Raw genomic sequence first — 22991 nt, 5'->3', positions numbered from 1 at the left:
CGAGCCGCGGTATTTCACCGTTCACCACACTCATGCCCACTGGGTACAACAAACTCGTCCGCGATCGCATTCCCGAGATCATCGAAGAACAGGACGAGCGCCCGGTAACGCACGTCGCCGACGACGAGGAGTACGCCGACAGACTCGCGGCGAAGCTTCTCGAGGAGGCGAGGGAGTTCGAGGAGTCGAGAGACCCCGAGGAACTGGCCGACGTGCTGGAGGTCGTCGACGCGATTCTCGAGGCGCAGAATCGATCCCGCGAATCCATCGAACGCACGCGTCGCGAAAAGCGAGCTGAACGCGGGAGGTTCGAGGAGCGGATCGTCCTCGAGCGCGTCGAGGACGACTGAGTCGGCGCCGTCTCCGTCGCGAAAATACGCTCGCTACTCCTCGAGCGCGTCGAACGTCTTCTCGGCCCACGTGATCGCGTAGTCGGGGCCGTGCTCCCGGTAGGCCTCGGTGTCGAGGGCGGCGAACGGCGCCGGGAGTTCGATCGCGTGCTTGAGCGCCGCACAGGCTAGCTCCGTCGCGTCCGCGAAGTCGGTCTCGCCGCGGGCGACGGCGCGCGGGAGCCCCGAGACGCGGTCCTCGAGTCGTGTTCCGGCGTCCTGCCACGCGTCGGCGAGTTCGGGATGGTCGGTGCGCCATCCGGCAAACACCTCGCGCGTGTGAAGTCCCTTCCAACCGTCGTAGAGCGCGGCGGCGACCTGATAGGTACCGCCGGCGTCGAGGGCCGTCGCCCTATCGAGCGCGCGGTACTCCTCCTCGAAGAAACCGATGAAGTGTTCTGGAACGTCGAGTCCGACCTCGACGAGCGCTTCCGCGAGCAGAAAGTTCAGGAACGGCTCCGGCGATCCCCCCACGCGGGGTTTGACGATGATCGTCGGCGGTTCGGTCTGGCGCGTCCAGGCGATGCTGCCGTCGCCCGGCATTCCGATCGTGAAATCGGAACCCGCGTAGCGAGCGAGCAGTTTCGGCGCGTCCGTCGGGAGCCACTCGGTAGGGTAGCTCGTCGGCTCGAGCGCGTCGACGAACAGTCCCACGTCCTCGGCCTGGGCTGGCGGGAGCGTCTCGAAGTCCCGCTCGCAGTCGACGACGACGGCGTCGGGCGCGTGCTCCGCCCGGATCGCCTCGACCGGGCTCGAGAGCTCTCGAAGCTCGAACATCAGACGAAGACTGTCTGGAAGATTGTCAGGGCCGACAGCAGCGCCGATGCAGCGACCGTCGCGAGGACGACCTTGGTTGCAGTACTCATATGCTGAGGCTATCGGTCGCGTCGCTTAAATCCATCTGTCTCGGCCGAAATCACGCCCGGATCGGCGTTTTAACGGGCCGTCGCTGTCTCCCGGGGATCGTCCTTCCCGGACTGGACCCGAGGGCATCGTTTCCCCCGGAACGAGGCCACACGGCGGTGATTTTCGAAACCGGGCTCGAGCCGGGAAGGAAACGATAGTAGTCGCTGAAAATCAGTGCACACCCGATCGCACGACAGGAGCGCGGTTCGGAGCGAGCGACGCAAGCGAGAACCGCGGACAGTGCGATCGGTGTGTAAATCGTTTCAGTTGGTGCTATAAGTACGGTCGTATCGGAGTGCTCTAAAGGGAGAGCGGCTGCGGTATGAGGGTCGGCACCATCGGTCGAACGAAATCGGTGCGATCGAAGTTACTCGTCCGCGCCGTCGTGCCACGAATCCGGGACGTCGATAACGTACCGCCCGTCCTCCTGGAGAGAGATGATGTACTCGTCGCGGTTGTAGAGCTCCATGAGGTTGAGCTCGTACTGTCCGGGACGAACGATCTTGATACTCTCGAACTGCTCGTTGAGTTCCGCCCGGAGATCCTCGATCGACGGCTGTTCACCTGACGGCTCGCTAACGACCCGGCCGTCGTTCGGCGGCTGGTCGTCCTCGCTGCCTGCGCCGGTTTCCGCGCTTCCGCCGACATCGGTGACCACTCCGGAGCCGCCGTCCTGTCCGGCGTCCGTCGGGAGATCGTCCGCCGGAACGACTTCGCTACGAGCGCTCGCCTGTGCAGAGTCCTCTGATTCGACCGGATGTACGGTCGTCTCGACCTCCGTTATCCCAGCGGGCTGATCGTTCGCTACTCCAGCGGATTGATCGTTCGTCACAGACCGTGGAGCCGTAGTCTGCTCGGTCGACGACTGTGTAGTCACGGACCGATCGTCTCCGGACTCGGTTCCGGACGACCGGTCTTCCGGGCGGCGAGCCGAGTCCGGCCACTCGGAGAACCCGTCGCTCTCGGCAGCCGACGTCGTCCCGGACTGGGTTTCGCTCGAGGACGATGCCGGCTCCGACGGACGCCGCTGCTCGGCGTTCTCGGGGGTCGTCGACGGTGACTCGGCGTCCGTCGTCTCTGTCGCCGTTGCGTTCGTCGTCGCTGCGTCCGCTGTCGTCGTGTCCGCCGGATCTGTCGTCGTTGGGTCTGCCGTCGACCCGCCGCTCGACCCCGAAGAGACCCTTGGGTCTGCCGTCGACCCGCCGCTCGACCCCGAAGAGACCCATCCACGAACTGTCTCCGCAGCGCGGGACGCGACGCCGTCCGGGTTCGGTTCGGACTCATCCCCGGACGGCGTCTCGGCCGCGCCCGTTTGTTCTCCACCGGCTCCAGCATTCGGTTCAGAAGCGGTACCAGCGGCCGTCGTGCCCGAACTCGGCGCGAACTGGAACTTGTTCCCGCCACAGTCGGGACAGCCCGAGAGCATCTCCTTGGAGCCGTCGGGGAACGTGCGGCCGCAGTTCGTGCATTGGTGTGGCATTAGTTACGGGACACCAGCGCGCTGATGAGCGTTTCGTCCTTGTGGAGCGTTTCGATCTGGTTCGCCGGCCCGATCACCGTCAGCTTCGCAGTCGACTCGTTCGACCCCATGATGCGGCCGAGCAGCGACGAATCACGCGTCTCCGATTTCGGATACGTCTCGATCTCGATCCCGTTGAAGCCGTCGGGGCTGATCTCGGCCATCGTCATCTCGATGAGTTTGCTCTCCTCGTCCGGGGTCAGCCCCTCCTCGAGAATGACGATATTTCCGTCGTGGACCCCATCGAGGATCATCCGGATCTTTTCCGTCGTCGCCATCCGATCCATCCGCTCGCCGCTGATGAGGTCGATTTGCACACCGTCCGGGCCGTCCAGGTCGTCTGCGTTAGTTGCTTTCGGCATCGTAATCACCCGAAGTACTCTGCGATGTTGTCGTAGACCTCGTCCATGTTTTCTCCCTCCTTTGCAGACAGCGGCACCGTCTTGTGCTGCGGGAACGCGTCCTCGATTCGTTTGACACTCGACTCGTCGAGGTCGATCTTGTTCGCGAAGATGAGTACCGGTAGATCGCGTGACTCGACGATGCCGATCAGCATCGTGTTGACCTGCGTGATCGGATCTTTTGCGCTGTCCAGTACGTAGATGACGCCGTCGACGTCCTCGCGGAGCCAGTGCATCGCCTCGGCGACCCCCTCGGTCGCCTCGCGAGACCGACGAATCGCGTCCTCCTCTTCCATCTCGTCGGTGAACTCCTCGTAGTCGACTTTCGTCGTTACACCGGGCGTGTCGACGATATCGATCGACACCGACTTGCCGTTGCGCTCGATCTCGACGTCTTCTTTCCTGCGTGCACGGCGTGTTTCGTGTGGAACGTGACTCTCCGTACCGATCGCGTCGCCCGTCCAGTCACGAGCGATCCGATTCGCGAGGGTCGTCTTTCCAGCGTTGGGCGGTCCGTAGATACCGATTCGTTTGGGTTCCGCGTCGGTAAACAACCGATCCGTAACCCGGGAGACACTATCCTTGAGTTCTGTTAACAATCCCATCCTTTGGGGCCCTCCAGCACCGCGGGGTGCATCTGCGCGTACTACAAACTGAACCCACTTAAGCCTACGTCAGACGTGTTTACTATCCAACGGATTTGAATTATCAGTATCCGCGGTGAACTGATCGAATACGTGCGAGCGACGGCCGAATCGTCGATTTGCAGTAACCTGCGAAAAGATGTAGTCAGTCACCATCTAAGAGGGGCGGTAACATGAATCGATAGTAGGATGGTACCGTTCTACAGTAAGAGTGTCGAGTTCACGTTATCGGTAGTGGTCGATCGCTATTTCGATGGGTGTTATCCCGGCGGACCCACCCCCACCCCTTCGTTTCAACTGGAGAGTGACGATGGTATGGGGGGAGGATCGGTGGAGAACGGTTCGAGAGAGACCCTGGTTTCCTCTCGAGACGGGCGCTCGAGCCGTCTCGACCGGAAATTCGGGGAGAACGAAGGGACTAGTAACTCGAGCGGGTTAGAAAGAGAATTCTAGTAGTAACTAGTAATATAAACGCCCTCTCCTAGTAACAGCGCTCTTTTGCTAGTGCTGCGGATATTGTTTCTGCCCTACTATTATAAAACCTTCCATCCCAAAAACTCTCGTTCCCACCCCCTCCTTCGGACGGTTCCACCTGAAACGAAGGGGTGGGGGTTACCCCGTCCATCGTGACCAGCGTTATCACTCCCCGTGGTCATCTTCCTCTCCTTCCGGCAGAATCCCGCTCACCTATCGATCGACCACTACACTATCTGTGATGACACCTTCGGAGACACACGACGTGAGGATTCGCTATCACACGAATTGCCCGGTACGTTCCAGCGCTCGCTCCATCCTTTTCCGGCGTTCCGCTCTTTTTGACCTTGGAACACGCTACTCACGGCCGGCTGGTTCGACGCTCTCTCGGAGTGACCGAGTACCGAGCAAACGGAGGAGCCGCCACCGTCAGTTTTCGAGCGCTGATCGACGCAGCGTTCGGTACGATGTGTTAGCGTTCGACTCGGTGCAGCGGTGATCGTCGCGTTCGACGTGAAGGAGAGGTACCCGAACCGATCCGACGTCGGCTAAACGCTTCGGGGCGAAACGAACACGAGTCGTTCGGAGATAGATTGATCGCCGCAATAGCCGGTTCCAGTTCCTGTAGAGGGGGTACTCGGCCTCCACTACTAACCGATGTGCCCGCCCGCGTGAAAAACACGTTACACTGTGCGTGAGTGAAAGGGAAGAATTTAATATCTCGGTCTTCCTCTGTTTCGTTTGCATCAACTGGATCCGGATCGGGTAACCGTCATACTGGATCGGCTTCAATGGCCATCCTGGCGCCGATATTCCTGCTTTCTGGACCAGTGTTCCACACGAAACAAGGGGGTACTCGAACGACTGATGTCAGATGACAACTCGGAGATACCAGGGGCGGACGAGGTCGAACCCGACGGAACACACGGATTTTCGACGCCGCTCGAGGAAACGGCAATCGGCGACGACGAGCCGAATCAGGGATTGTTCGACGACCTGCTCAGCGGGGAGCCGATCTTCGAGAACAAGGAGGTTCTCAGACCCTCCTATACGCCACACGAGCTCCCGCATCGAAGTGATCAGATCAACAAGATGGCGACGATCCTCGTCGCCGCACTCCGCGGCGAGACGCCGTCGAACATCCTGATTTACGGCAAGACGGGAACGGGGAAGACCGCGAGTGCGAAGTTCGTCAGCAAGGAACTCGAGAGCACCTCCCAGAAGTACAGCGTCCCCTGTGACGTCGAGTACATCAACTGCGAGGTTACCGACACCCAGTATCGCGTCCTGGCACAGCTCGCGAACAAGTTCATCGAGAAGAACAAGGCGCGAATCGACGAAAAGGTCGCCTCCCTCGAGGAACTCCTCGAGACCGTCGAACAGTACGAGAACGAGGCCCCCTCTCGATCCGAGGATGGATCACCGACCGACGGCGGGACGAGCGACGACCCGTTCGAGTCCGCCGTCCAGCAGGGCCGATCCGCCGAAGGCGACCCGCTCACCGGCGAGGAAAAAACGGACGGCAGTGGCGTTTCGTTTGCAACCGAAACCGACGCTGTGTCCCGTGATTCTCCACTAGAAACAGGGGGGTCTACATCCGACTCAGTCGAGGACGAACCATCGCCGACGCATCCGCTCGAGTCGACGCCGTTTACCGCCGTCGCCGAAGTCGAGGATCGAATCGCTTCCCTCGAGGCGGACAAGGAGTCCTTCGAGGAGGTCCCGATGACGGGGTGGCCGACGGATCGGGTCTACAGCGTCTTCTTCGACGCCGTCGACTACGACGAGCGCGTCGTCGTTATCATGCTCGACGAGATCGACAAACTGGTCGAGAAGAGCGGCGACGACACGCTCTACAACCTCTCGCGGATGAACTCCGAACTCGAGAACTCGCGAGTCTCGATCATCGGCATCTCGAACGACCTCAAGTTCACCGACTTTCTGGATCCGCGCGTGAAGTCGAGTCTCGGCGAGGAGGAGATCGTCTTCCCGCCGTACGACGCGAACCAGTTGCGAGATATCCTCCAGCACCGATCGGAGGTCGCGTTCAAGGGGAACGCGCTCTCGGGCGACGTGATCCCGCTGTGTGCGGCCTTCGCTGCACAGGAACACGGGGACGCCCGTCGGGCGCTCGACCTCCTCCGGACAGCGGGCGAACTCGCGGAGCGATCTCAGGCCGAGACGATCGTCGAGGAGCACGTCCGGCAGGCCCAGGACAAGATCGAACTCGACCGCGTCGTCGAAGTCGTCCGCACGCTCCCGACTCAGAGCAAACTCGTCCTCTTCTCGACCATCTTGCTCGAGAAAAACGGCGTTCACAGCATCAACACCGGCGAGGTGTTCAACATCTACAAGCGCCTCTGCGAGGAGATCGACGCCGACGTCCTGACCCAGCGCCGCGTCACCGACCTCATCAGCGAACTCGACATGCTCGGCATCGTCAACGCCGTGGTCGTCTCGAAGGGACGGTACGGCCGAACGAAGGAGATCAGTCTCTCGGTTCCGATCGACGAGACCGAGGCCGTCCTCCTGAGCGACTCGCGCCTGAGCAACATCGACGACGTTCAGCCGTTCGTACAGGCCCGCTTCGAGAACTGACGATCGGGAACGGCGTCCCGGAACCCCCTCATTTCGACTCGAGACCGGTTCGGATCGACCGTTTCGGCGACTCGAGACCGCCAGCATTCTGCTCGAGACCACGAGCGACACGAGAGGCTGGGCGAGCGTTCGATCGATACGGACGGCCGAAAAACCGAGCGAGACGGGGGATCGATGGCGTGTTACGCCAGACGGGGTTACGCGCGGCGGGATTACTCGCGGCGGAAACGGCCGGCGGCCATCGCGACGCCGGTTCCGGTTGCGGCGGCGCCCGTCGCACCGATTCCGCCGACGACGGCGCTTTCGTCGGACAGTCCCGCCTCGTTCTCGAGCGGACTGCTGACCGTTTCGATCGTCGGCTGAGGCGCGACGAGTTCACCCAGGATCGAGTCGAACGTCAGCCGGACGTAGCCGAGCCACGGGATCCGGAAGGTCGCCTTTCCGGTGACCCACCCGGGCTGGACGACGTCAGTCTGTGCGCCGGGGCCCTGCTGGTACTGGTCGTAGTAGCTGTTGGCGTCACCCTTCGTGACGAAGCCGTCGTGATTGGCGGGACAGGTCTGAAGCTGTTCGCAGGTCGCACCGTTGACGTACTCCTCGTTCGCCTTGGTGTCGACCCAGTTTTCATCCTCTTGGACCCAGAAGTGAGCGCGGTGTATCACGGGTGTCCGGAACTCGTCGCCGTTCGGCTCGAAGATGATGACGTCACCCGGCTGTCCGAACTTCTCGTGGCCGTTCCCCTGGCCGCTCTCGAGGGTGACGACGCCGGTCTCGCCGGCGGGATCGTCGCCGACGAAGCGGTCGTCCGCGACGACGAAGATGAGATCACCCTTCTCCATGTTCGGTTCCATACTGCCGCTCTCGACGGCGACCAGCGGCGGCCAGATGCCACTGACCGCAAAGAGGAGGAGTCCGATGACCACGACGATGGCGACGCTGCTCAGGACGTCGCGCACCAGGACGGCGGAGTCGTCGTTCGTCTTGAGGAACCAGCGGAGGACCCCGTCGTCCTCGATCGAGACGCCGGCGCCGTCGCCGTTATCTGCGCGCCCGTTGCGTGCGGCCGCGTTCCCGTCTCGAGCGCCGTCAGGGACGCCCTGACGAGTCCCACCGGCGGTCATCTCGTCCTGGTCGGGAGGCGGCGCTCTACCGTGGTCCGGATCGCCGGTCCCGTCCGATCGGTCGTCGTGCGGATCGTGGCGGCTGGACTCACCGGTGTTATCGCTGCTGTCGTCGACGTCTCCGGGGTCGGGACCGCTCATCGTCCCGTCTTATTCCGGGACCGACAATCAAGGTTCTGTTCGCCGTACCGATCTGCATCCGCTATCCTTTTGCCCCCGGTCGCGAATGCGAGGCGTGTGCCACTCGAGGGGCCCGCCCGGATCGTCAGCGAACTCACGAGCCGCGGCTACAACGCCGAACGCGAGGCAGTAACCCGAATTGCGTCCGCGGACGACCCGGTAACGGTGCTCGAGCGCGTCATCGAGGAGCTTCCGTCGGACGCGCTGGTCGTTCGTCTCGAACACGTCGAATCGGTCCCGAACGAACTGAGCGGGTCGGACCGACGGAATCGCGGATCGAACGCCACCGACGACGCCCGAACCGCCGGACCGGATGCCCCGTCCTCGCCGACCGACTCCTCCGCTTCAACTGGAGCTCCGCAGACGAATACTCAGCCCACTGCAGGAGGTAGTCCAGTTGAAACGAAGGGGGTGTCTCAGGGCGCCGGCAGGTCGTCGGATCCCGACGAACGCTCGCTCGAGATCGTCGGCGACATGACCGGCGAGAGTACGGGGACGGGAGAGTACGGCGACTTCGTCTCCGTCTTCCGGGACCGACTCGAGCGACTGGGGTCGAAGCTTCGCGGCCGCGTCAACCACCGGCCGGCGACGGCCATCCAGTCGATGCCCGGCGGTAGCGACGCCGCGATGGTCGGTCTGGTCAACGACATCCGGTCGACGGCGAGCGGTCACTGGCTGATAGAACTCGAGGACGCCACCGGAACCTTCCCGTGGCTGGTGATGAAGGATCGGGAGTACGTCGACCTCGTCGACGAACTGCTCCGTGACGAGGTGCTGGCGATGGAGGGGACGCTCGCCGACGACTCGGGGATCGCGTTCGTCGACTCGATGTACTTCCCGGACGTTCCGCGGACGCACGAGCCCTCGACCGCCGATCGTCACGTGCAGGCGGCGCTCATCAGCGACGTCCACGTCGGCAGCCAGGAGTTCATGGGCGACGCCTGGAACCGCTTTGCCGACTGGCTCCACACGGAGCAGGCCCAGCACGTCGAGTACCTGCTGATCGCGGGCGACATGGTCGAGGGCGTCGGCATCTATCCGAACCAGGACGAGGAACTCGACGTCGTCGACATCTACGAGCAGTACGAACTGTTCAACGAACATCTCAAACGGGTTCCGGGCGACATCGAGATCGTCATGATTCCGGGGAACCACGACGCGGTCCGCCTCGCCGAACCTCAGCCCGGATTCGACGAGGAGCTCCGGGGGATCATGTCCGCGCACGACGCCCAGATCGTGAGCAACCCGTCGACGGTGACGCTCGAGGGCGTCTCCGTCCTGATGTACCACGGCGTCTCGCTCGACGAGGTGATCGCGGAACTTCCGGAGGAGAAGGCGAGCTACGACGATCCCCACAGGGCGATGTACCAGCTCCTGAAGAAACGTCACGTCGCGCCGCAGTTCGGCGGTCACACTCGACTCGCCCCCGAAGAACGGGACTACCTCATCATGGAGGAGGTCCCGGACATCTTCCACACGGGCCACGTTCACAAGCTCGGTTTCGGCAAGTACCACGACGTGCTCGCGATCAACTCCGGCTGCTGGCAGGCCCAGACGGACTTCCAGAAGAGCGTCAACATCGATCCCGACGCCGGCTACGCGCCTATCGTCGATCTCGACACGCTCGACGTCACGGTCCAGAAGTTCAGCTAGCGGGGTCCAGCCGGAACCGAACCGTCGAGGCGCCTTCGAACTGCGGCCCCCGTCCTCGTTTCTCGAATCCCAACTCCTCGGCGGCGTCCTCGATCGGGTTAGCGCCGGACGCGACCAGAACCTCGACGGCCATCGACTCGCGTCGGGCGAACCGAACCGGTTCGGCGAGCAGCCGTTTGCACGCTTCGGGGGTGCCGTCGAGTTGGGTGACGTGAACGGTGTCCTCGCGGGCGTCGAAACTGACGAATCCGAGCAGATCCTCGGGATCCGAGCCGCTGTACTGCGATTCCGAGACGTCCGCGTTCGGATCGTGGGTTCCGTCCTCCGCGACACGCACCGTTCGGTCGTGGACCAGATTTCGCATCACGTCGGTGGGTGAGTCGGCGATCGCCGCCAGCGCGTCGGCGTCGGCCTCGAGTGCGTCCCGTACGTTCATTCGAATGTGGTAATGATGCGCACGAACATAAATCCAGTCGGCATCCGACGATAGAAGAGGGTCCCATCACGACCGTCGGCGTTCGCGAGTCGTCGCGTGACGACGCGATCGTCGTACTGTCGACTGTAACCGTTTGTGGGATTTGCCGCGGTCGTCCGGCGAATTAACCACACTGACTTCCAGCCGACAGTATACCCGGCTTCGGGTAAAAATGAGGACGATGAGACACAGTTATCTGCTCGCTCTTGCAACCACCTGCCATGAGTCAATCCACCAGTGCGCTTCCTCTCGGTGAGGTGGTAGCATGCGCGTCGTAGTGAAGTTCGGCGGAACGAGTCTCGGCAGCGGCGACCGGATCAACCGGGCCGCGGACTCGATCGCGGCCGCCGTCGAGGACGGTCACGAGATCGCCGTGGTCGCGAGTGCGATGGGGTCGACCACCGACGACCTGCTCGACGAGATCACCTTCGAGACCGACGAGGCGGACCGCGCCCAGATCGTCAGCATGGGGGAACGAACCTCAGTTCGGATGCTCAAGGCCGCACTGACGGCCCGCGACGTCGACGCGACCTTCCTCGAGCCCGGTAGCGAGAACTGGCCCATCGTCACCGACGAGTACGGCGAGGTCGACGTCGAGGAGACCCAGAACCGCGCGTTCGAGGTTGCCGAGGATCTCGACGAGACGGTGCCGGTGATCACCGGGTTCCTCGCCGAGGGGCCGGACGGCTCGATCACGACGCTCGGTCGTGGGGGCAGCGACACGACGGCGGTCATGATGGGCAAGTACATGGACGCCGACGAGGTCGTCATCGTCACCGACGTCGAGGGCGTCATGACGGGCGATCCCAACGTCGTCGAGGGTGCCCGAAACGTCGGCGAGATTTCCGTCGACGAACTCCGGAACCTCTCGTTCCGCGGTGCCGAGGTCGTCGCCCCCTCCGCGCTCTCCTACAAGGGCGGAAAGCTCGACGTCCGCGTCGTCCACTACCAGCACGGCGACCTCCTCTCCGGCGGGACGAGCATCGAGGGCGAGTTTCACAACCTGGTCGACCTTCGCGAGCGGCCGCTGGCCTGTCTGACGGTCGCAGGCCGCGCGATCCGTAACCAGCCCGGCGTCTTCAACCACCTCTCGAAACCGCTCAGCGAGAGCGATATCAACGTCGACGCCGTCGCGAGCGGACTCGACAGCGTCACGTTCTACGTCGACGAGAAGGAGGCCGAACGCGCCGAGAACATCCTCCACCGCGAGGTCATCGCGCGCGACGAACTCTCGAGCGTCACCGTCGACAAGCCGCTGGCGGTCGTTCGGGTCACGGGGGGCGAACTGCCCAACCAGCCGGGCATCATCAGCGACATCGTCAACCCGCTCTCCGAGGCGCGTATCAACGTTCACGACATCATCACGAGCGCGACGAGCGTCGCCATCTTCGTCAACTGGGAGGATCGAGAGCGGACGCTCGAGTTGACCCAGGACCTGTTCTAGGCTCGACCACCGTCCGATCGCGGCCGTTTTACTCCTCCTCGTGCGGGACGGTGGCTTTCACGACGAGAACGCGGAACTGAGGCCGCCGAGGGCACCGAAACCGGCGCTTTCACTCACCGTTACGTTTCCTGAGAAGTTACTAGATGGCAGATTCAGGCTCAACGCACTTTTAGCGTCCGCCCGAAACTCGAAGTATGTTAGAACTCGCAATCCTGTTCTTCGTCATCGCACTGATCGCCGCCGCCGTCGGTGCGACCGGCGTCGCAGGAATCTCGATGACCATCGCCAAGTGGCTCGTACTGGTGTTCCTGGTGCTCGCCGTGCTGTCGTTCCTGCTCTGATAGCAGGCGACGGCCTGTAGTCCGATCCCGGACCGCCGTCTCGAGCACGGACACGAACCACCCGCTGAACATACCGCGGATGCCGCGCGGTTTTTACGCCGATCGCTGACCCGTAGCGTGACGTTTTGCTCACTACTGGCAGCATTCGGACAGCGAGTTCCACATCGATTCGCCGATGGGAGGGTCGTGACGTTCGTGCCCAGGACCTCTCACTCGAATTGAACTGTATGGCGCGCGAACCGGTTGTATGGTCGGTTACAAGTCGAAGCTGGTCGAACAGATCCGGCTCCCCTCGCGAGCGCAGCGAGAGCGAGCCCTCGAAGCGGCAGGGTACAACGTCTTCAATCTCTCCTCGGACGACGTGTTCGTCGATCTGCTCACCGACAGCGGGACGGGCGCGATGAGCGACGAACAGTGGGCGGCGCTGATCCGTGGCGACGAATCGTACGCGGGGTCGCGGAGCTTCGACGAACTCGAGTCCGCCGTCGAGGAAGTGATGGGGTTCGAACGCGTGGTGCCGGCCCATCAGGGGCGAGGCGCGGAGAACGTCCTCTACGGGACGCTGATCTCTGAGGGCGATATCGTCCCCAACAACACGCACTTCGACACGACGCGCGCTCACATCGCCAACCAGGGGGCGGAGCCGGTCGACTGTCCGGTCGACGACGCCACAGATCCGGACGTGGAGGGTGATTTCAAGGGGAACTTCTCGCTCGAGCGGGCCCGCGCGGTCGTCGACGAGTACGGTCCAGAGCGGGTTCCGGTCGTCGTTCAGACGATCACGAACAACTCCGCGGCGGGACAGCCGGTCAGCGTCGAGAACACGCGCCGCGTCCGGGACTTCGCCGATCAGATCGGCGCGACGTTCGTCATCGATGCCTGCCGGTTCGCCGAGAACGCCTACTTCGTCACCCAGCGGGAGTCCGAGTTCGCCGACGTCTCGGTCGCCGAGGTCGCCCGCGAACAGCTTTCACTCGCCGACGCGCTCGTGATGAGCGGCAAGAAGGACGCCCTGTCGAACGCCGGCGGCTTCGTCGCGACCGACGACGAACGGCTGTACGAGCAGTGCAAGCAGCGAGCGATTCTCTACGAGGGCTTTCCGACCTACGGCGGGATGGCCGGCCGGGACGTCGCGGCGATGGCAGTCGGTCTTCGCGAGGCGGTCGACGAGGCCTACGTCGCCGACCGCGTCGAACAGATCCAGGAACTCGCCTCGATGCTCGAGTCGGTCGGCGTCCCGCTGTACACGCCCGCGGGCGGACACGCGGTCTACCTCGACGCCGGCGCACTCTTCTCGCACCTCGAAGCCGAGGAGTTCCCCGGACAGGTGCTGGTCTGTGAACTCTACCGCGAGGGCGGCGTTCGCGGGGTCGAACTCGGAAGCTTCGCGTTCCCGGGAACGGATCGACCGGAACTCGTCCGACTCGCCGTCCCGCGACGAATGTACCACCGGGAGCACCTGGAACACGTCGCCGAGACCGCGGCCGGGGTTCTCGAGCGCCGCGAGGAGGTCTCCGGCCTCGAGATCGTTGACGAGCCGGAGATGAAGGAAATCCGACACTTCACGGCGACGCTCGAGCCGATCACGCCCTGACGCCGCCGATGCGAAGCGGCTGCTGTAGGTGGATCGTACGCGGCTGTACGGCGGCCTTACGACGGCTCGCTCACTGTACGTGAACGAAAACTATGGTGGCATCGTCCGATGCCCGTTTCGGGTGTCGATCGATGACTGACCACGATTCAACCAGACGAACAGCGCTCAAACTCCTCGGCGTCGGAGCCGCCGCGACCGCGGGTTCCGGCCTCGTCGCGGCCGATCACCACGACGACGAGAAACCGGATCACGATGACGCCGAGAAGAAAAACGAGAACGCGGATGACCGCCCCGACGAGGCCGACGTCCAGGGCCTCTACGTCGCGCGACTGATGCCCCAGGAGGGCGTCGAAACGGACGCGAGCGGGCTCGCCGTCTTCCAGCACCGCGACGGCGAACTGACGTTCGCGCTCACGCTCGCGAACATCGAGAATACGTTCATGGCGCACATCCACGAGGACGAGCCCCTCGGACCCATCGCGGTCTGGCTACACGACTTCGAGACGCAGGACGAGGAACTCGTCGAGGGCACGTTCACCGGCCTGCTGGACGCGGGAACGATCACCGACGACGTCATCCAGGCTGGACGCGCTCCGGAGGCCGAGTCCCAGACCGTCCAGCAACTGGTCGCGAAGATCGAGGCGGGTGAGGCGTACGTCAACGTCCACACCGAGGAGTATCCGGGGGGCGAGCTCGCCGGCCAGATCGAGCCGTTCGACTTACGCCACCTCCGCGACCTCGAGTTGTAACGGGGCGCTCTCCTATTTTTGTCGCGCGGCGGCGTCCTTCCTCGATTCTGGCTGGCGTAAAAAAATCGCTCGCGGGCCGGCGGATGAGCTATCGGCCCGAGATCGCGTCCTTCGCGCGGCCGCGGAACGTCGGTTCCGGTTCGGATTGGCTACCAAACTTTCGCTTCGCGAGGGTACGAACGCCCTCTCGTGCCGCTTCGGACTCCGCGGCGCTGGCCAGCCAGTCCGGCACCTGCGATTCGATCTCTTCCCGTTTTTCCGCCTTGAGCTGACTGTACTTCCGGAGCGCTACGCCGACGCCGATGAAGAGGCCGGCGTCGATTAGTTCCGTCCGGAACCGTTCCCGGTCCTTCCGTACCGCGATTGCCTTCAGGAGCGAGATAATACCGATCGCGAGGTACAGCTTCGAACTCTTCGACGGGTCTCCGCTGAGCATCCGTTGTATCGCCATGCGAAGGCTCGTACCACGCGCTGGGTGTTAAAGTTCCGCCGGCAACCGACGGCTTCCGTCACGGCTCCTCGCTCGCCACGGCGACGCCGCGGTGTCGCCGGTCGTCGATCGGTTCGATCGCGAACCCGAGCGTCTCGTAGAACGGGCGGACGCCGTCGTCGAACCGCGCCGTGAGCCGCCGCTCTCGCTCGAGCGCGCGTTCGACCAGCGCTCGCCCGATACCGCGCCCCCGGTGGCGACGCCGGACGCCGACCGCCGAGACGTGCGCGCCGCGCTCGCGGGGCTTGAGGACGAGCGCGCCGAGAATCCGCTCCGCCGTTCCCTCGGCACCCCCGCTTCTGCCGCGGCGGTCCCCGGCGACGAAGACGTCGCCGTCGCCGATCCGCGTCTCGACGTCGCCGGGGTCGAGCATCGCGCCGTCGAGGATCCGTCGGACCTCGAGCGCGTCGTCGGGCGTCGCCGTCCGGACGTGCATCGGTCGAACGGAGGGCGGTGAGCGCAAACAACTCATCGGTCTCGGGCTAGCCTGTCGCGTCGCCACGACTCGAGGGCTGCGACCTGGTTGAACGTGTAGATGTGGACGCCGCGAACGCCGTACGCGGGATCGGTCGCGGCCGGCGCGAGGCCGTCGATCAGTTCGTCGGGGGCGTAGGTTCCGCGCGCACCGACGAGGCGGCGGAGGAGCCCCACGATCCCCTCGGTTTTCCGGAGGAAGCTGATCGACTCGCCGACGCCGATTCGCCGGGAGACGTCCAGCAGGCGACGCGAGTCCAATACGCCTGGAATCCCGATCTCGACGGGAAGCTCGATCCCGCGCGCTCGAAGGTCGGCGATCCACTCGAGGACGGTCTCGTGGTCGTAACAGAGCTGCGTTACGACGTAGGTCGCGTACGGCGCCTTTCGCGCCAGCGAGTCGGCGAGGGTCTCGTCGTCGATGACGGGGTGGCCCTCGGGATAGCCGGTGATACCCACCTCCTCGAACCCGTACTCGAGGTCCGCGAGCGCCGAGAGCAGCGCGTGCGACGAGTCGAACGCGCCGATCGGCTCGTCGCGGTCGCCGCCCGGCACGAAAATATCGGTAACTCCGGTGTCGGTGAGGCGAGCGGCGATCCCCTCGAGGTGGGCCTCGTCGCGGACGTAGCGGGCCGCGACGTGAGGAACGACCGCGTAGCCGCGCGCGGCCGCGGTCTCGGCGCGGTCGATCGTCGCCTCGAGTCCCAGCGACGGCGACGTGGTGATCGCGACCGTCGCGCCGTCGGGCAGCCGTCGCAGTTGCTCCTCGAACCCCTCGAGGGGGAGCAGTTCGAATCGGGGCTCGCCGAGCAACGCGCGCACTCCCGGCGCCGGTTCCGTGTCTGGTGTCATGCGTATCGTGCGGATCGCGGCGCGTCGAGAACCGAGGCTCCCGACGCTCGCTACGTTAGACGCGGATCGCTACGTATGTTTGGCTTCGCGGACCGGGCGGCACCGAGCGCGTCCGGGCGCGAACGGTCGGTACCGCGACGTCGCCGATCTCCGCAGGGATCCCGGATCGTCTCTCCCGATCCGTAACGTGATCCGGTTATCGCCTGTAGAAACTCTTCTGGAAACGCCGCTCGAGAACCGACGGATGCGGAGAACGCTCGAGGCGAAACTGCATTCGGTTACTCGTCGTCCCAAAACTATTTGCCGGTTCGGTGGATCGTGGTATCTATGACGATACAACGACGCGAGTTCCTCGCGTTAGCCGGGAGCGGTGTCGCTGCCGGACTCGCCGGCTGTACGGCCATGAATGACGGCGGCGAAGACGACGACGGACCCGCGATCAACGGCGAGAGCATCACGCTCACGACGACCACGAGCACCTACGACACGGGTCTGCTCGACGAGGTGAACGCGTCGTTCGAGGACCGGTACGGGGTGAGCGTCGAAACGGTCCCGCAGGGAACGGGTGCCGCGCTCGAAACCGCCCGCAACGGCGACTCGGACGTGGTCCTGGTTCACGCACGCTCGCTCGAAGACGAGTTCCTCAGGGAGGGGTACGGCGTCAACCGTCGCGATCTCATGTTCAACGACTTCGTCACCGTCGGGCCGTCGGACGATCCGGCGGCGATCGGGGGGACGGAAAGCGCCACCGAGGCGTTCGACGCGATCGCCGCGGCGGAAGCGACGTTCGTCTCGCGCGGCGACGAATCCGGGACGCACACGAAGGAACTCGCGATCTGGGACGCGGCCGAAACGACCGACGACGATCTCGGCGAGTGGTACCGGGAAGCCGGCCAGGGGATGGGGGAAGTGCTCACGCAAGCCGATCAGAGCGGCGGCTACACGCTCGCCGACCGCGGAACGTACCTCTCGATGCAGTCGGACATCGACCTCGAGATTCTCGTCGAGGGACCGATCGAGGGCGGCCCGGAACTGCTCGCGAATCCGTACGGAATCGCCGCGGTTAACCCCGCGGTCCACGAGAACGTCGAGTATGACCTCTCGATGGCGTACATCGGTTACCTCACGAGCGCCGAGGGCCAGCGGCTCATCGAGGAGTACGCCGTCGACGGCGAACAGCTGTTCTTCCCCGAGGCGCTGGCCGAAGAGCCGAACTTCCAGCAGTACGTTCCGGAGGACTGGGAGGGAGCGACCGACGACGACTGACACGCGATAGGGATGATACCTGGAACCGGATCGCTGGTGCCGCTGTTGATCGAGTTCCCCTTCGAGTGGACGTACATCCGGAGCATCGTCTACGTCTCGCTGTACGTGAGTCTTATCGCGGTCGCGCTGAGCACGCTGTGTAGCCTCCCGGTCGCGCTCCTGATCGGATTCGCGGAGTTCCGGGGCAAGCGGCTACTCGCGTCGCTCATCAACACCGGGATGGGGTTTCCGAGCGTCGTCGTCGGCCTCCTCGTTCTGTTTGCGGTCTCGAACCAGGGGCCGCTCGGGTCGTTCGAACTCGTCTTCACCCGCGAGGCGATGATCGTGTCGCAGTTCGTCCTCGCCGCGCCGGTCATCACCGGCGTCAGTCTCGCGGCCGTCTCGAGCGTCGATCAGGGCGTCCGCGACGCGGCGTTCGCGATCGGCGGAACGCGGTTCGACGTCGCCCTCGTCACGATCAAGGAAGCGAGATACGGCATCGCGACGGCCGTCCTCGCCGGCTTCGGCCGGGCGATCAGCGAGGTCGGCTCCGTCCTCATCGTCGGCGGGAACATCGCCGGACCCGACGGCGAATCCTACACCCGAACGCTCACGACCGCGATTCAACTCGAGGCGCGACAGGGCCGGTTCGAGACCGCGCTGATCCTCGGGGCGCTGCTCGTCGCCCTGGTACTGCTCGTCAACGCTATCGTCGTTCGGCTGGGGAGCGACTCCGGGGGGTACCGGTGACGCTCGACGTCGCCGACGTTCACCACGGCTACGACGGCGACCCGGTCTTCGAGAACGTCTCGCTGTCGGTATCGCCCGGAGAAGTCGTCGCGATAATCGGTCCGTCCGGGGTCGGTAAGTCGACCCTGTTGCGCCTGCTCGCGCTGTTCGAGCGGCCGGAGCGCGGACGGATCGAGTACGACGGTACCGACGTCTGGGCCGCCTCGGAGCGGCGGCGCCTCGCCTGTCGCCGACGGATCGGAATGGTGTTCCAGGAGGCGAACCTGTTCGACGCGAGCGTCCGCCGGAACGTCGAGTACGGGATCCGCGTCCGTCGGTCCTGGCTCGAGCGGGCGAAGTGGACGCTCGAGTCCCTCACCGGGGACGCGCCCGGCGCGGGGACCACCCTCGAGGCGCTGGATATCGTCGGCCTCGCCGACGACGCCGAGCAGAGCGCCGGGTCGCTCTCGGGCGGCGAGGCTCAGCGCGTCGCGTTCGCCCGCGCGCTCGCGTACGATCCCGACGTCCTGTTGCTCGACGAGCCGACGTCGGACCTGGATCCGCGGAACACGGCCGTCATCGAGGACGCGGTGCTCGAGGCGCGCGACCGGGACATCGGCGTCGTCGTCGCGACCCACGACATGAACCAGGCCGAGCGCGTCGCCGATCGGGTCGCGGTCCTGCTCGGCGACGGCATCATCGAGGTCGGCGAGACGGCGACGGTCTTCGACGACCCGCGGGACGAACGCACCCGGAAGTTTATCGACGGCGAACTGCTCTATTGAGCAAGACCGCACGGAGACAGCGATGGGCATCGAGAAGGACTTCAGCACGAAACTCTCGGCCGGCGACGTCACGATCGATCGCCGCGACATCGAGATGCTCGCGGCCGTCGACCGAGAGGGATCGATGCACGGGGCGGCCGAGGAACTGGGACGATCCTACGCTCGGCTCCAGAACCGGATCGTCGAACTCGAGGCGGAGGTCGGCCAGCTTACGGAACGTCAGCGCGGCGGCCGCGGCGGCGGCGGGACCAGGCTAACCGATACCGCCCACGAGCTACGCCGACGGTTCGACCGCTACGAGACCGAACTCGACGGCGTGGCGACGGTGACGGAGTCGGTGTTCACGGGAACCGTCGACGAGCGAACCGGCGAACTCGCGACCGTCGAGACGGCCGCCGGTTCGGTCGTAGCGCTAGTGCCGCGGACCGCGCGCGAGGTCCAGATCGGCGTTCGCTCGGACGCGGTCGTCCTGACCGACCCGGACGAAACGCCCGAACCCGACGGGACGAGCCTCCGAAACCGCTTCGACGGAACGGTAACGAACGTCGAAGCGGGCGAGGAGATCGCCAGCGTAACGCTCTCGCTGGCAGAGGGGGTCGATCTCGAGGCGCTCGTGACGCGCTCGAGCCGCGAGCGACTGGCGCTCGAACCCGGCCGGGAGGTCGTCGCCTCGTTCAAGGCGACCGCGGCGAGGGGGACGCGACTCGAGTCCAGACGGGACTAGCGGGAGCCGCCCTTGATCAGCCGCAACACCGTCACGCGCTCGCTCTCGACCGGCTGATCCTCGGGGACGGGCCGTCCGTCGACCAGGACGCTCACCTCGTGGGGGCTGAGGTCGACCTCGCGGAGCAGGTCCGCGTAGGTCGGCTCCGGCGCGTCGGTCGCCACGTCCTCGAGCGCGAGTTCGTGGCTCCCCTCACCCTTGACGTCGACGGTGACGTGCATGGTCGTCCTTGCTCGAGTGTGGACTTGAGCGCGTCGACTGGGCGAGGGGTTCGAGATCGTACGACCACGGTTCCGTTACGTAGAGATGCGAACGTATCATCACCTGCCGAATCACCCATCAGCGGGTACAGTTAGGGGGAAAACAACATAGAAAATGAATGCAAGACCGATTCCAGTCCCAATAGCGGAGAAAGTCGCCTCCTGCCAAGACTCCCCAAACCCGCCGATCCCGATTACAAACCCCAGACCTAAACCAAGGAACAGTCCTAGAATGGCTCTCCGAAACGGAGATTGAAAAATATCACTCATATCTGAAAATAGCTGTCATGGCTTATAAATTATAACAATTGTACGATACATTGCGGCTGCTCATTGTCTCACCTGGATATAACGATACCCTTCAGCTAGATACTCCTACTGGACCAAGGAATGTCTACGTCCTCCCCAACCGATTCGTTCGCTGACGGGTTGTTTCTCCCCGTTCGCTCACTCATCCCTCGCACGGCGTCGGCCTATCGCTCGCTGTTCGCTCGCGGTTCCCCGTGGTCACCGCTCGCCTTCCGAGGCGCTCACGGTGCTCGCGCCTCGCTCCGCTCGCAATAGCCCAGCGTACGCCACCGCGAGGTGTTCGCTCGGCTCGAGAGAGGTGATGGTTCGCCGCACAGCAGTCACACGTGGGCCTGCGTAACGGGCGCTGGCAGAGGGGATCGGTCGACGTTAATCGCTCGCCGACTCGTCTGGACCGATCCGATCCCGTCGCTCGGGCTCTCGAGCCCTCGCCGTCCGCCGATGGCCGTACAGTCCCCGGGCCAGCGCACCGAGTCCGAGCAGGAGGATGAGGAAGTTGAGCAACCCGCCGACGAAGGGAATCTGTGCGAGCACCGCGCCGCCGAGCAGGCCGACGACGAGCGCGAGCCACCGGTTCTCGACGTCGGCGTACGAGAGGAGCCAGGCGGCGACGGCGAACCGGCCGTAGACGACGCCGATCCAGACCAGGAGTACGAACAGGAGCGCGCCGACGACGGTGACGGGGATCCCGACGATCGTTATCGCGACGGCGACCAGCAGGATCGGCACGCCGACGAGGACGCCCAGCCCCGCGAGGCCGCTCCTGACGGGATCGGTCGCGACGCGGCGGGCGACGCCGTCGGAGAACCGGGGGAACAAGCCGAGCAGTATCGCACCGAGCAACAGGTTCAGCACGAACGCGTAGGCCGCGAAGAGCCACCCGGCGAACGGCTGGAGCGTCGGCTCGATGCCGATCCGCGAGTCCTCCGTGATCTCGCCGGCGACCGCGTCGGTGTTGCCCTCGAGCGTGCCGCTGTACCGGAGATCGCCGCCGATGGCCGCGTTTTCGCCGAGCCGGATCGTCTCCGCCCCGACCGCCGCGTCGCCTGCGATCGTGCCGTCGATCTCGACCGCTCCGGCGCCGGCCTCGAGCGAGCCGCCGATCGTCGCGCCCTCGGCGACGGCGAAGTTTCCGCCGGCGCCGCTGACGTCGCCGTCGACGGTGCCGGTGATCTCGACGTTGCCGGACACGGCTTCGACGTCGCCGCCGACCTCGCCGTCGATGTGGACGTTGCCCGCGAACGCGCTGACGTCGTTGGTGACGGTACCGCTGATGATCACGGTGCCCGCGAAGGCTTCGATCTCGTCGACCGTCTCCCCCTCCTCGACGACGATCGTCCCGCCGGCCCGTTCGTCCGACTGGGCGGCGACCGACGCCGGCATCGTCCCCAGAAGGACGACGACGAGCAGGACGATCGCGACTCGCGCTCCGATGGCCGTTCGAAACCCCATACACACCGCACATCGTGTGAGATGAAAAACATGTGTCTCACCCGTCGCCAGTTAGAACAGTTCGATCGCGTTTCCGGTTCCGGACGGAGCGGCTGGATCGGTAGCCGTTCCGTGGGCCGTCTCGAGGACGCCCTTCGGGCGATTTATCTGCCGGCCGCCCCTTGCGACCGGTATGAGCGAGGCCGACGCCGAGGCGGCGGAGCCGACTCCCGGCAAGACCGAAGTCTGGATCGAGAAGTATCGCCCGGAGCGGCTCGACGAGATCAAGGGCCACGAGAACATCGTCCCGCGGCTGCGACGCTACGTCGAGCAGGGGGACCTCCCGCACCTCATGTTCGCGGGGCCAGCCGGAACCGGGAAGACGACCGCATCACAGGCTATAGCCCGCGAAATCTACGACGACGACTGGCGCGAGAACTTCCTCGAGCTGAACGCCTCCGATCAGCGCGGGATCGACGTCGTCCGCGACCGGATCAAGGACTTCGCGCGTTCGTCCTTCGGCGGCTACGACCACCGCATCATCTTCCTGGACGAGGCCGACGCGCTGACGAGCGACGCCCAGTCCGCGCTGCGTCGGACGATGGAGCAGTTCTCGAACAACACGCGCTTCATCCTCTCGTGCAACTACTCGAGTCAGATCATCGACCCAATCCAGTCGCGGTGTGCGGTCTTTCGGTTCACCGAACTCACCGAGGAAGCCGTCGAGGCGCAGGTCCGCGAGATCGCCGAAACTGAAGGGATCGCGGTCACCGACGACGGGGTCGACGCGCTGGTCTACGCCGCCGACGGCGACATGCGAAAGGCGATCAACGCCCTGCAGGCCGCGGCCGTGATGGGCGAGACCGTCGACGAGGAGACGGTGTTCGCGATCACCGCCACCGCCCGCCCCGAGGAGGTCGAGGAGATGGTTCAGCACGCCATCGACGGCGACTTCACCGCCGCCCGAGCGGCGCTCGAGGACCTCCTGATGGACCGCGGCCTCGCCGGCGGCGACGTCATCGACCAGCTTCACCGTTCGGCGTGGCAGTTCGACCTCCCCGAACAGGCCACCGTTCGGCTGCTCGAGCGCCTCGGCGAAGTGGACTACCGGATCACCGAGGGGGCGAACGAACGGCTGCAACTCGAGGCGATGCTGGCGTCGCTGGCGCTCGAGGACGAATAACCGCGACCGCGATCCGGCCGC

General features: G+C 64.7%; 24 protein-coding genes. 12 read left to right on the top strand and 12 right to left on the bottom strand.

Features of this window, described 5'->3' with window-relative positions:
• The first annotated feature begins 32 nt into the window (after positions 1-32).
• Positions 33-350, top strand: coding sequence for a nucleoside triphosphate pyrophosphohydrolase (locus NED97_RS19755; RefSeq protein WP_252488715.1), 318 nt, complete (start codon positions 33-35; stop codon positions 348-350).
• A 33-nt stretch (positions 351-383) separates the two neighbouring features.
• Here the strand turns inward: NED97_RS19755 and NED97_RS19750 are convergent, their stop codons facing one another.
• From NED97_RS19750 to NED97_RS19735, 5 genes are all read right to left on the bottom strand, one after another.
• Entirely contained in the window at positions 384-1166 is a 783-nt protein-coding gene (locus NED97_RS19750) for a DUF7089 family protein (RefSeq protein WP_252488714.1), read from the bottom strand.
• Entirely contained in the window at positions 1166-1255 is a 90-nt protein-coding gene (locus NED97_RS23490; RefSeq protein WP_455429865.1) for a hypothetical protein, read from the bottom strand. Before NED97_RS23490 ends, NED97_RS19750 begins: the two co-directional genes overlap by 1 nt.
• A 407-nt stretch (positions 1256-1662) precedes the next feature.
• The gene (locus NED97_RS19745; protein WP_252488713.1) at positions 1663-2775 is read right to left on the bottom strand and encodes an OapC/ArvC family zinc-ribbon domain-containing protein; all 1113 of its coding nucleotides are present in this window, start codon (positions 2773-2775) and stop codon (positions 1663-1665) included.
• Positions 2775-3176 carry a DUF2073 domain-containing protein gene (locus tag NED97_RS19740; protein ID WP_148856824.1) on the bottom strand — a complete coding sequence of 134 codons (402 nt, stop codon included), beginning with the start codon at positions 3174-3176 and terminating at the stop codon, positions 2775-2777. Before NED97_RS19740 ends, NED97_RS19745 begins: the two co-directional genes overlap by 1 nt.
• A gap of 5 nt (positions 3177-3181) precedes the next feature.
• Entirely contained in the window at positions 3182-3820 is a 639-nt protein-coding gene (locus tag NED97_RS19735; RefSeq protein ID WP_252488712.1) for an Era-like GTP-binding protein, read from the bottom strand.
• 1380 nt (positions 3821-5200) lie between these two features.
• Between NED97_RS19735 and NED97_RS19730 the strand changes: the two genes are divergently transcribed.
• Positions 5201-6931 (top strand): Cdc6/Cdc18 family protein, encoded by a 1731-nt coding sequence (locus tag NED97_RS19730; RefSeq protein WP_252488711.1) that lies wholly within the window; start codon positions 5201-5203, stop codon positions 6929-6931.
• 212 nt (positions 6932-7143) lie between these two features.
• On the opposite strand, the gene NED97_RS19725 is transcribed toward NED97_RS19730, so the two are convergent.
• The gene (locus NED97_RS19725; RefSeq protein WP_252488710.1) at positions 7144-8193 is read right to left on the bottom strand and encodes a S26 family signal peptidase; all 1050 of its coding nucleotides are present in this window, start codon (positions 8191-8193) and stop codon (positions 7144-7146) included.
• A gap of 96 nt (positions 8194-8289) precedes the next feature.
• Here NED97_RS19725 and NED97_RS19720 point away from each other — a divergent pair, with 96 nt between their 5' ends.
• Complete coding sequence (locus NED97_RS19720) at positions 8290-9885, top strand: DNA-directed DNA polymerase II small subunit (protein ID WP_252488709.1); 1596 nt, start codon at positions 8290-8292, stop codon at positions 9883-9885.
• Here the strand turns inward: NED97_RS19720 and NED97_RS19715 are convergent.
• On the bottom strand, positions 9878-10321 hold the full coding sequence (locus tag NED97_RS19715; protein ID WP_252488708.1) for a hypothetical protein: 444 nt from the start codon (positions 10319-10321) through the stop codon (positions 9878-9880). The genes NED97_RS19720 and NED97_RS19715 overlap by 8 nt on opposite strands.
• A 304-nt stretch (positions 10322-10625) precedes the next feature.
• Between NED97_RS19715 and NED97_RS19710 the strand changes: the two genes are divergently transcribed.
• From NED97_RS19710 to NED97_RS19695, 4 genes are all read left to right on the top strand, one after another.
• Positions 10626-11804, top strand: a complete 1179-nt coding sequence (locus NED97_RS19710) for an aspartate kinase (protein WP_252488707.1) — start codon at positions 10626-10628, stop codon at positions 11802-11804.
• 194 nt (positions 11805-11998) lie between these two features.
• A complete protein-coding gene (locus NED97_RS19705) occupies positions 11999-12145 on the top strand; it encodes a DUF1328 family protein (protein ID WP_252488706.1) in 147 nt (48 codons plus the stop codon).
• 247 nt (positions 12146-12392) lie between these two features.
• Positions 12393-13739 carry a tryptophanase gene (locus NED97_RS19700; protein ID WP_252488705.1) on the top strand — a complete coding sequence of 449 codons (1347 nt, stop codon included), beginning with the start codon at positions 12393-12395 and terminating at the stop codon, positions 13737-13739.
• A 131-nt stretch (positions 13740-13870) separates the two neighbouring features.
• Positions 13871-14488 carry a CHRD domain-containing protein gene (locus tag NED97_RS19695; protein ID WP_252488704.1) on the top strand — a complete coding sequence of 206 codons (618 nt, stop codon included), beginning with the start codon at positions 13871-13873 and terminating at the stop codon, positions 14486-14488.
• Positions 14489-14576: 88 nt separating this feature from the next.
• On the opposite strand, the gene NED97_RS19690 is transcribed toward NED97_RS19695, so the two are convergent.
• Genes NED97_RS19690 through NED97_RS19680 form a run of 3 tightly spaced genes read right to left on the bottom strand, consistent with a single transcriptional unit; the run spans position 14577 to position 16304 of the window.
• Positions 14577-14939 (bottom strand): hypothetical protein, encoded by a 363-nt coding sequence (locus NED97_RS19690; protein WP_252488703.1) that lies wholly within the window; start codon positions 14937-14939, stop codon positions 14577-14579.
• A 58-nt stretch (positions 14940-14997) separates the two neighbouring features.
• The gene (locus NED97_RS19685; RefSeq protein ID WP_252488702.1) at positions 14998-15414 is read right to left on the bottom strand and encodes a GNAT family N-acetyltransferase; all 417 of its coding nucleotides are present in this window, start codon (positions 15412-15414) and stop codon (positions 14998-15000) included.
• Positions 15415-15446: 32 nt separating this feature from the next.
• The gene (locus NED97_RS19680) at positions 15447-16304 is read right to left on the bottom strand and encodes a methylenetetrahydrofolate reductase (protein ID WP_252488701.1); all 858 of its coding nucleotides are present in this window, start codon (positions 16302-16304) and stop codon (positions 15447-15449) included.
• 327 nt (positions 16305-16631) lie between these two features.
• Here NED97_RS19680 and NED97_RS19675 point away from each other — a divergent pair, with 327 nt between their 5' ends.
• The 4 genes from NED97_RS19675 to NED97_RS19660 are packed head-to-tail and all read left to right on the top strand — an operon-like array spanning position 16632 to position 19787.
• The gene (locus NED97_RS19675) at positions 16632-17570 is read left to right on the top strand and encodes a substrate-binding domain-containing protein (RefSeq protein WP_252488700.1); all 939 of its coding nucleotides are present in this window, start codon (positions 16632-16634) and stop codon (positions 17568-17570) included.
• 12 nt (positions 17571-17582) lie between these two features.
• Entirely contained in the window at positions 17583-18299 is a 717-nt protein-coding gene (locus NED97_RS19670) for an ABC transporter permease (protein WP_252488699.1), read from the top strand.
• Entirely contained in the window at positions 18296-19063 is a 768-nt protein-coding gene (locus NED97_RS19665; RefSeq protein WP_252488698.1) for an amino acid ABC transporter ATP-binding protein, read from the top strand. The genes NED97_RS19670 and NED97_RS19665 overlap by 4 nt, the downstream gene beginning before the upstream one ends.
• 22 nt (positions 19064-19085) lie before the next feature.
• The gene (locus NED97_RS19660) at positions 19086-19787 is read left to right on the top strand and encodes a TOBE domain-containing protein (protein ID WP_252488697.1); all 702 of its coding nucleotides are present in this window, start codon (positions 19086-19088) and stop codon (positions 19785-19787) included.
• Here NED97_RS19660 and samp2 read toward each other — a convergent pair.
• Positions 19784-20008 carry a ubiquitin-like small modifier protein SAMP2 gene (samp2, locus tag NED97_RS19655; RefSeq protein WP_252488696.1) on the bottom strand — a complete coding sequence of 75 codons (225 nt, stop codon included), beginning with the start codon at positions 20006-20008 and terminating at the stop codon, positions 19784-19786. The two genes, NED97_RS19660 and samp2, sit on opposite strands and share 4 nt — an antisense overlap.
• A 717-nt stretch (positions 20009-20725) precedes the next feature.
• Positions 20726-21808 (bottom strand): bactofilin family protein, encoded by a 1083-nt coding sequence (locus NED97_RS19650; protein WP_252488695.1) that lies wholly within the window; start codon positions 21806-21808, stop codon positions 20726-20728.
• Positions 21809-21980: 172 nt separating this feature from the next.
• On the opposite strand from NED97_RS19650, the gene NED97_RS19645 reads away from it, so the two are divergent.
• Positions 21981-22970 (top strand): replication factor C small subunit, encoded by a 990-nt coding sequence (locus NED97_RS19645; protein ID WP_252488694.1) that lies wholly within the window; start codon positions 21981-21983, stop codon positions 22968-22970.
• The last annotated feature ends 21 nt before the right edge of the window (positions 22971-22991 follow it).

The sequence above is a fragment of the Natronococcus sp. CG52 genome, assembly GCF_023913515.1.
Taxonomy (GTDB): Archaea; Halobacteriota; Halobacteria; order Halobacteriales; family Natrialbaceae; genus Natronococcus; species Natronococcus zhouii.
This window is presented reverse-complemented; position numbering and strand designations above follow the sequence as displayed.